Source organism: Stenotrophomonas sp. GD03777 (assembly GCF_029842485.1).
GTDB classification, from domain to species: domain Bacteria; phylum Pseudomonadota; class Gammaproteobacteria; order Xanthomonadales; family Xanthomonadaceae; genus Stenotrophomonas; species Stenotrophomonas sepilia.
Genome location: NZ_JAOCGL010000001.1, coordinates 171,037 through 179,849, shown reverse-complemented (window position 1 = coordinate 179,849; position 8,813 = coordinate 171,037). Strand labels below are relative to the sequence as shown.

Genomic DNA, 8,813 nt, shown 5'->3' with positions numbered 1-8,813 from the left:
CCGGAGAGAGTCCATGAACCATTCCACCGTGCTGCCGCTGGCAGCGCTGTCGGTCGCGCTCGGCCTGCTGTTGGCCAGTGGCCATGCTGGCGCCCAGGCTGTTTCGTCCCCACCCGCACCACTGAGCCAGGCCGAACTCTCACGCCTGGTGCAGCAGCAGGCGCTGCAGATCCAGCAGTTGGAGGCGCGCCTGCGTGCCGTGGAGGGCGGGCACAGCACCGCCGGTGCTGTGCCCGCAACGCAGGGCCCCGCGCTGGACACCCGCGTCGCCGCACTGGAATCCAGCCAGGCCAAGGCGCCCAAGGTCACCTGGTCCAAGGGCGCACCGGAGTTCAGCAGTGCCGATGGCAGCGTGGCGTTCCGTCCGCGCGGACGCCTGTTCGTCGACGCGTCCAGCACAGACGGATCGTCAGTGAGTGACCGCAACATATCCGGTACCGAGATCCGCTCGGTGCGGCTGGGCGCCGAAGGCCGCTATGGCATCCTCGGCTGGGCGGTGGAAGGTGACTTCGCCGACAACGCGGTGGCGTGGAAGTCGGTCTACGCCACCGTGGACCACCGCCTGTTCGGGCTGCCGGCCGACCTGACCGTGGGCAACCGCCTCAACGACCGGGGTATCGACGGCTCCAGCAGCACTTCCAACACGCCGTTCCAGGACCGCAACGTGGTCGGCACGCTGATGCTGCCGCAGCGCGGGCTGTTCGGTGTCGGCCTGACCGAGCGCGTGTACGGCAAGGACTGGCATGCCAGCCTGTCGGTGGCCGGCAACGATCTCAACAACGCCGGCACCGACAACGACAGCCAGACCTGGGCCACGCGCGTGCATTGGAACCCGGTGGCCAGTGATGCGGTCACGGTGCACCTGGGGGCCTGGGCCTTCCACGAGGAGATCGCCGCAGGCGCCAGCGGCGTCGTCCGCAGTTCGGCCATCGCCGGGCACTTCAACGACCTGGTCAAGATCGCGCCGGGCACACTGCTGGGCGCCGAGCGCAGCACGTCCTATGGCGCGGAACTGGCAGGCTTCTTCGGGCCGGCCTGGGCGACCGGCGAATGGGGTACGCGCAACCTGCGCGGGGCCGACGCCAGCGGGCGCTACGATCTGGACCACCAGGCCTGGGCGATCTCGGCGGGTTGGTTCCTGGCCGGTGCAAGGCCGGCCTATTCGGGCAAGGCCGGCACCTGGGGCCGGGTGAAAGTGGCCGATCCTGTCACCCGCGGCGGCGCCGGGGCATGGGAACTGAAAGGGCGCTACGAAGACGTGGACTATGCCGAGCTGCCCAGTGGCGGTACCGGCCACGCGTGGACGCTGGGTGCGAACTGGTATCTCAACGACTTCAGCCGCGTGATGTTCGAGGCGATCCGTTGGCAGACCCGCAACCGCAGCGGCACCGGCCAGGGCAGGGATGAAGGCACCACCTTCAACACCCGCCTGCAGGTGGCCTTCTAGAAGTGCATGCCGCACGCGCGCCGGTCAGAGCAGCAGCAGCGCTCCGATCAACGCCGGCGGCATCACCAGCGCGCCGACGCGCAGGAAGTCGAGCGCGCTGACATGCTCGCCCTCGCGACGCAGGGCCACCAGCCACAGCATCGTCGCCAGCGAACCGGTGACCGACAGGTTGGGTCCCAGATCCACGCCGACCAGCAATGCGGCACGGGTCTGCGCCGGCAGGTCGGCCATCTGCCCGAGCGAACCGGCGGCCAGGCCGACCGGCAGATTGTTGGCCACGTTGCTCAGCAGCGCAGCCGCGCCACCGGCCAGCCAGCTGGCCTGGCGTGGAGACGCCTGCGCCACGGCCTGCAGCGCGCTGGCCGCGCTCTGGATGACACCGGTCTGCGCCACCGCTTCCACCAGCACGAACAGTCCCGCCACCAGCGGCAGCACGCCCCAGGACACGTGTCGCAGCAGTGGCAGCGGGCTGCGCCTCTGGCGGATCGCCACCACGGCCACACTCAGCGTGCCCGCACAGAACGTGGTCAGGCCCAATGGCCCGTTCAAGGCGGACGTGACCAGCAACACGGTGCCGGTGAACAGCACGCCCAGTGCGCTCAGTCGGCCGCCGTCGGTCAACGGGCGATGCGCCGGCGCGGCCACCAGCGGCTGGGCGATCTCGCGCCGGTGCACCCAGCGCAGGACCAGATAGGTGGCACCGATCGCCGCCGCCGACGGCAGCGCGAACTGCGCCAGCCATTGCAGCAGCGGCGGCAGGTGCTGGCCGTACACCACCAGGTTGGCCGGATTGGAAATGGGCAGCACGAAGCTGGCCGCATTGGCAATGAATGCACAGACGAACAGGTAGGGCAGGGGATTGGCGCGCGCCGCCTTGCAGGCAGCGTAGACCGCCGGCGTCAGCACTACGGCCGTTGCATCGTTGGACAGGAACACCGTCACCAGCGTGCCGACCAGGAACACCAGGTCGAACAGGCGTCGCCCGGATCCGCCCGCATGCCGCACCGCATACAACGCGACCCAATCGAACAGGCCTTCGCGCCGCGCCAGTTCGGCCAGCATCATCATGCCGACCAGGAACAGGTAGACGTCGCGGCCTTCGGCCACCGCACCCCATGCGGTATGCAGCGACACCGCGCCCAGCAACGGCAACAGGGCGGCAGCGCCCAACGCCCACACATATTCGGGGATGCGCAAAGGACGGAACAGCAGACCGAGAGTGGCAACGGCGACCGCTGCCCAGATCACGAGGGGGGCTTGGGGGGCGAGCATGGAGTGGGGCTTCAGCGGCACCTGCAGCGACCCCGGCGCAGGTGGGGCCTGGCGCGCGCGATCAGCGGATGGGCGGCCGCTGCAAATCATCGCAGGTTCCGGGTCGCCGCATCATACCGTGCGGCGCGGCTTGGCGACCGCTGCCGTCGACCGCGTTGCAGGTGGGCCGGGGGGCGGCGCCCAGCCCACGTTCAGCACTCAAGCGCGCCATGACTTCAGGCACTGCAGCGTGACTACAAATGTAGTCAATCTACGCACACACCCATTGGACGAGATTGCGATGCCAAGATCCTGCTGGTTGTCCTGCGCCCTGGCCCTGGTGTTCGGCATCGCCGGGCCCAGCCAAGCGGCGACACGTGCCGATGCCCTTGCCGCGATCGAGCGCAATGCACGCGCCGCGCATTCCGATGCGGTCCTGGTGATGCATGAGCGGGAGACGCTGCTTGAGCTGAAGCCCGCCGCCGGGCAGGAATCCGTTCACCTGATGTCGGCCACCAAGTCGGTCGTCGCGCTGGCCATTGCATTGCTGCTGGACGAAGGAAAGCTGGCTTCGATCGATACGCCGGTCAGCCGGATCTATCCCGAATGGAAGCAGGGCAGGAAGAGCGCCATTACCGTGCGCATGCTGCTGGACCATACCTCGGGCCTGCAGAACGTGGCGAACGCGGGCGAAGAGCTGGAAGGGGCCCCGGACCTGGTCAAGCTGGCACTGGCTGCCGAGCTGAGCGATGACCCGGGCAACGTGTTCTCCTACAACAACAAGGCTACCAACCTGCTGCCCGGCATTGTCGAGCGCCTGGCAGGCGAGCCTGTGGACGCGTATCTGGACGCGCGGCTGTTCAAGCCCCTGGGCATTGCCCACTACACCTGGATGAAGGATGAGGCAGGCACCCCGCTGGGCATGGCCGGGCTGTCCCTGCGCGCGGCCGATCTTGCCGCCATCGGGCAACTGTTGCTGGACGGAGGCGTGGCACCGGATGGCAGGCGTCTCCTGAGTGAGCAGTCGGTCGCGTTGATGACGACCGAAAGCGCCCGTGCGCCAGATGTTGGGCTGCTGTGGTGGCGGATACCGGCCTGGGAACGGTACCAGCTCAAGCCCCGGCTACGGGATCTGCTGGTGAAAAGGGGCGTGGATGACGACGTACAGCGCGCACTGCAGGCCAGCGCAGGGCGAGTATTCGAAAGCCGCAGCGCACTGGTCGCCTTCCTCGCCAATCAGCTGGGCGCGGACTGGTCCCAGCGCTACGGCAGCCAGATCTCCGCGCGCGGCCTGAAGCTCGCCGATCTCTACGACATCTCACGGGGACCGGTCGTCGGCTTTGCCGCCAACGGCTACCTGGGCCAATACCTGATGATCGTCCCGGAACAGCGCGTGGTCGCCGTGCGTCTGGTTCACCGGCGCGAGACCCACAGCGCTCCACAGGACGACTATCCCTCCTTCTTCGCCGATGTCCTGCAGTTGGCGCGGACACTGCAATAGGCCCTGTCGTCATCATGTCCACGCGCTCTGAACATCCTCCTGGAGCGTTCTTCACTGTCGTGCCGCTAAAAGTGGGATGACATCTTGGCCGCACACCTACTGAAGCATGTTTGATTATCAGGACTGGACCTTCCACGCCAATGGCCGCACGGTAGTGGCGCGGGTAGCGCTGGACGGCGACGGTGGCGGTACCATCAACCGCTACCAGCTGGTGCCGGGGCCGGCGCAGTCGGGGCTGAGCATCAAGGTCGCCTCCCAGGATGAGGCCGCGCAGAAACTGGAGGCCGAAGTGACCAAGCTGCTCGGGCCGGAGTGGTAGCCACGACGCCATGCCGGGCAGGGATCCGCATGGTGACGTCGGGATGACCGGCCCGGGCAACGGGCATCGCGCCGGATGCCCGTTGCGTGAGGCCGCTTACTTGGGCATCAGCACGGTGTCGACCACGTGGGTGACGCCGTTGGACTGGCCGACATCTGCAATGCTGATGCCTGCCTTTCCACCCTTTGCGTCGATGACCCAGAGCTTGCCATCGTGGAGCGCCACGGTGAGAGGCTCACCCTGCACGGTCTTCAGGGTGGCCTTGCCGCTGTGCTTGCGGGCATCGGCCAGAAGCTGGGCGGAACTGTAGTTGCCCGGGACGACGTGGTAGGTCAGGATCCGGGTCAGCTGTGCCTTGTTTTCAGGCTTCACCAGTGCCTCGACAGTGCCTGCAGGCAGCTTTTCGAAGGCCGCATTGGTGGGCGCGAAAACAGTGAAGGGCCCGGCGCCGTTGAGGGTGTCGACCAGGCCGGCTGCTTTGACCGCTGCAACCAGCGTGGTGTGATCCTTGGAATTGACGGCGTTCTCGACGATGGTCCTGGTGGGGTACATTTCTGCCCCGCCCACGATGACGGTGTTGGCGGCGAAAACCGAGGAGCCGGACGAAACGAGTACGGCGAAGCCGACTGCGGCGGCGATGCGCTGAAGAGCGTTCACGGTGCGTTCCTTTCTGGATGACCCGCAAGTGCGGGCATTTTTCCTACGTCGGGTGAGCGTGACCGGATGCAGCAACGGCCGAGTCATCAGCTGTTTGGCCCGCAGGCGGTTTTGCTGCGCTGCATGGTGACAACGGCGAACCGCGGTGATTACTCTCCGCTGCAACGCGATGGTAGCGCTACCAGTCGGACGGGGATCCAAGGTCCAGGGGCTGCCTTCTTTGCCGCGTGTTTGTCCTGGCAGGCTTGAAAAGCAAGTGTAAGTCGCGGCGTGCCTGAGCACCCGTGCTGTTCGGTTTGGAATGCGGGCCACGCCCGTGCGTGCCCCTGGGAGGGGGCGGTACATCCATTCGATCGTATGTCAGAGGGGACTTTCATGAGCACTTGCAGTTTCCGCGGCACCCTGGCCCCGAGGTCCGGTTCATGAGCCGCGCATTGGCGAAGTTCCGGTCCCGGGCCATGTTCACCTTCGTGGGTGGCGCCCTGGTCATCAATCCTGCCTTTGCGCAGGACGCAGCACCGGCGACCGGGCAGCAGCCGCAGAGCCAGTCGCAGCCCACCCAGCTCGATGCAGTGCAGGTCACGGGCATACGCAACAGCCTGAGCCAGGCCATGGACATCAAGCGCGACTCGGCGGGCGTGGTCGACGCGATCAGCGCTGAGGACATCGGCAAGTTCCCCGATACCAATCTTGCCGAGTCGTTGCAGCGCATCACCGGCATCTCCATCGAGCGCCGTGACGGCGAGGGTGCGCAGGTGACCGCGCGTGGCTTCGGCCCCCAGTTCAACATGGTCACGCTCAACGGTCGGCAGATGCCGGGCGCCGATGCATTCGGTGCCTCTGGACAGGTCGCCATCGGCGGTGTCGACGGCGGCACCCGCGCCTTCAATTTCGCGCAGCTGGCCGCCGAGGCCATCAATGGTATCGAGGTCTACAAGACCAGCCAGGCACAGGTGCCCAGCGGCGGCATCGGCGCGACGATCAACATCCTGACCTCGCGCCCGCTCGATCACGCCGGCATCGTGGCCAACGCCGGGGCGAAGCTGGTGTCCGACCAGAGCCAGCCGTTCGACAATGACCTGACACCGGAGCTGTCGGGCATCTTCAGCTACAGCAATCCGGAAAAGACTTTTGGCGTCAGCCTCAGCGCGAGCCAGCAGAAGCGCAAGGGTGGCTCGGTGCAGGCCACGGAGAACTACTGGAATGTGCAGCCGTGGACAGGGTCGATGCCGGGCAATCCGACCGTGGTCAATGCTCCGGCCGTCGGCCAGCTTTACGCGCGGCCCAATGACCTGCGCTACGCGTTCTCCGAATTCGAGCGCGAACGCGTCAACGGCCAGGCCGTGCTGCAGTTCGCACCGACGGACAGCCTGACCCTGACCGTGGATTACACCTACTCGACCAACGAGATCACCGAGAATCGTGGCGAGCAGGGCATGTGGCTGCAGAACAGCAATTACACCAACGTCGAGTTCGACACCAGTGGCGCCGTCGCGACACCGGTATACATCCGCGAAATCGCCGGCACCAAGGATTTCGGCCTGGAGCAGCAGCGCAGCACGCAGGAGTACAAGCTGGGTTCGCTGGGCTTCAACGCCGTCTGGAATGTCAGCGACCGCTTCAAGCTCAGCTTTGATGCGCACAACTCGAAGAACGAGAGCCGACCGAATGATCCGCTGACCGGCGGTGGTTCGATCTTCATGAGCATCGCCGGCACCAACAACTGTACCCGTGGCCCGCATTGCGGTGGCTCCTGGGTGCAGGAGCTGAACTTCAACAATGGCCTGCCGGTTGGCACCCAGGTCTGGTATCCCAGCACCGCCGATGCGGTCGCCGGGACCAATGGCGTGGTCAATCCGGGCTTCCAGGAAGGCGAGATTGGCACGCAGGTGCTGCGCGTCAACGCGCAGACCCAGATCAGCGAGATCAAGCAGGCGCGCGTCGATGGCGAATGGAACTTCGACCACGGGCGCTTCCAGTTCGGCGTGGACACCAACAAGTCCACCACCCACCGCATCCAGGCCGCCGAGGCCTACTCGACCCTGGGCGACTGGGGCGTGGCCAACGTGGACCGGGATACCGCCGCAGGCCTGATGGACCTGCTGCAGCCGGTCAGCATCGTCGGCCTGTTCGACGACTACAGTGCCAACAGCTGGCCCGCCTGGCGCGGCAATGCCGGGCAGCTCGCGCAATGGGCATCGCGCGAGTACGGCGTCGGCTTGGGTGTGAACCCGCAACGCGCGGCCGACAACTTCGTGGAAGAGAAGACCAAGGCGGCGTACTTCCAGGTGGAGCTGGACGGGGAGCTGGGTGGCATGCGCACCAACACCCGCCTGGGCGTGCGCTATGAAACCACTGACGTGGTGTCGACCTCGGTCATTGCCGTCCCCGAGTCCATCGAGTGGCAGGCCAACAACGATTTCCGCATCGTGCTGTCCGATGAGCAGCAGCCCTTCACGGAGAAGGCGCGGTACAGCTACATCCTGCCCAACCTTGATTTCAGCATCGACCTCACCGAGGAGCTGAAGGGCCGCGTTTCGTTCGGCAAAAGCATCGCCCGCGCGCCGTATGGCAATCTCTATGCGGGACCCGGGGCCCAGCAGCCGTTCGGCTCGGTGCTGATCGATCCCTCGTCGCGCGCCAGCGGCAATTCGCAGAACCCGAGCCTGAAGCCGTTGGAATCGGACAACCTCGACCTGGGGCTGGAGTGGTACTTCGCCGACGCCAGCTATGTGTCATTGACCTACTGGAACAAGTCGGTCAGCAACTTCATCGGCAACACCGTCGTGCAGGAAAGCCTGTACGGGCTCACCGACCCGACCTCCGGGCCGGATGCGCGGGCGGCGTTGGACTTCCTGACCAGCGGCGCCTGCGTCGCCCAGGTCGGGCCGGCCAATGCCGCTGCCTGCTCGGCCAACGACACCTCGCTGTTCACCGCACTGGCGTTGCTGCGCAACAATCCCGCCGGCCTGGGCGCCTACAACGGCACTGATGCGCAGGTGCTGGCCACCGAAGCGGCCTACGATCTGTATGGGCAGCCCAACGACCCGCTGTACCAGTTCAACGTCAATCGCCCGATCAACCAGAACAAATCCAAGCTGCATGGCTGGGAGCTGGGCGGACAGTACTTCTTCGGCGACACCGGCTTCGGCGTGCTGGCCAACTACACCGTGGTCAAAGGCGATGTCGGCTACAACAATGGCGGTGACCCGGGCATCGACCAGTTCTCGCTCACCGGCCTGAGCGACACCGCCAACGCTATGCTGATGTACGAGAAGTACGGGTGGTCGGTGCGCCTGGCATGGAACTGGCGCGACCAGTACCTGATCCTGGCCAACCAGGGCTCCAGCCGCAATCCCTACTATGTGGAGCCGTACGAGCAGTGGGATCTCAGCGTCAACTACGCGCTGGATGACCACTGGTCCTTCAGCCTGGAGGCGATCAACCTGACCGGCGAGGATGTGCGGTGGCGGTCGCGCACCTCGCAGATGATCGTCAAGCTGGCAGACCAGAGCCCGCGCTACATGCTGGGCGTCCGCTACAAGTTCTGAGCCTGGTTGCCGATGCGTCCGGCACGGCACCGCGGCCCGCCAGCGTTGCCGCGCCGGGACGGTGTCGCCGCACCTGTCGCGCCTGCG

General features: G+C 66.1%; 6 protein-coding genes. 4 read left to right on the top strand and 2 right to left on the bottom strand.

All coding sequences use genetic code 11. The features are described from left to right. The first annotated feature begins 13 nt into the window (after positions 1–13). Positions 14–1,447, top strand: a complete 1,434-nt coding sequence (locus tag N5E02_RS00825; RefSeq protein ID WP_171956094.1) for a porin — start codon at positions 14–16, stop codon at positions 1,445–1,447. 24 nt (positions 1,448–1,471) lie between these two features. Here N5E02_RS00825 and N5E02_RS00820 read toward each other — a convergent pair whose 3' ends face one another. Then, positions 1,472–2,719, bottom strand: a complete 1,248-nt coding sequence (locus tag N5E02_RS00820) for an arsenic transporter (RefSeq protein ID WP_065186459.1) — start codon at positions 2,717–2,719, stop codon at positions 1,472–1,474. Between the two features lie 298 nt (positions 2,720–3,017). On the opposite strand from N5E02_RS00820, the gene N5E02_RS00815 reads away from it, so the two are divergent. Both N5E02_RS00815 and N5E02_RS00810 read left to right on the top strand, forming a co-directional pair. Next, complete coding sequence (locus N5E02_RS00815; RefSeq protein ID WP_005416610.1) at positions 3,018–4,199, top strand: serine hydrolase domain-containing protein; 1,182 nt, start codon at positions 3,018–3,020, stop codon at positions 4,197–4,199. Positions 4,200–4,305: 106 nt separating this feature from the next. After that, on the top strand, positions 4,306–4,518 hold the full coding sequence (locus tag N5E02_RS00810; protein WP_005416609.1) for a hypothetical protein: 213 nt from the start codon (positions 4,306–4,308) through the stop codon (positions 4,516–4,518). A 96-nt stretch (positions 4,519–4,614) separates the two neighbouring features. Here N5E02_RS00810 and N5E02_RS00805 read toward each other — a convergent pair whose 3' ends face one another. Continuing rightward, positions 4,615–5,175: a fasciclin domain-containing protein gene (locus N5E02_RS00805; RefSeq protein ID WP_279945704.1), complete on the bottom strand. Its 561-nt coding sequence runs from the start codon at positions 5,173–5,175 to the stop codon at positions 4,615–4,617. 422 nt (positions 5,176–5,597) lie between these two features. On the opposite strand from N5E02_RS00805, the gene N5E02_RS00800 reads away from it, so the two are divergent. After that, positions 5,598–8,726, top strand: coding sequence for a TonB-dependent receptor (locus tag N5E02_RS00800; RefSeq protein ID WP_235649617.1), 3,129 nt, complete (start codon positions 5,598–5,600; stop codon positions 8,724–8,726). The last annotated feature ends 87 nt before the right edge of the window (positions 8,727–8,813 follow it).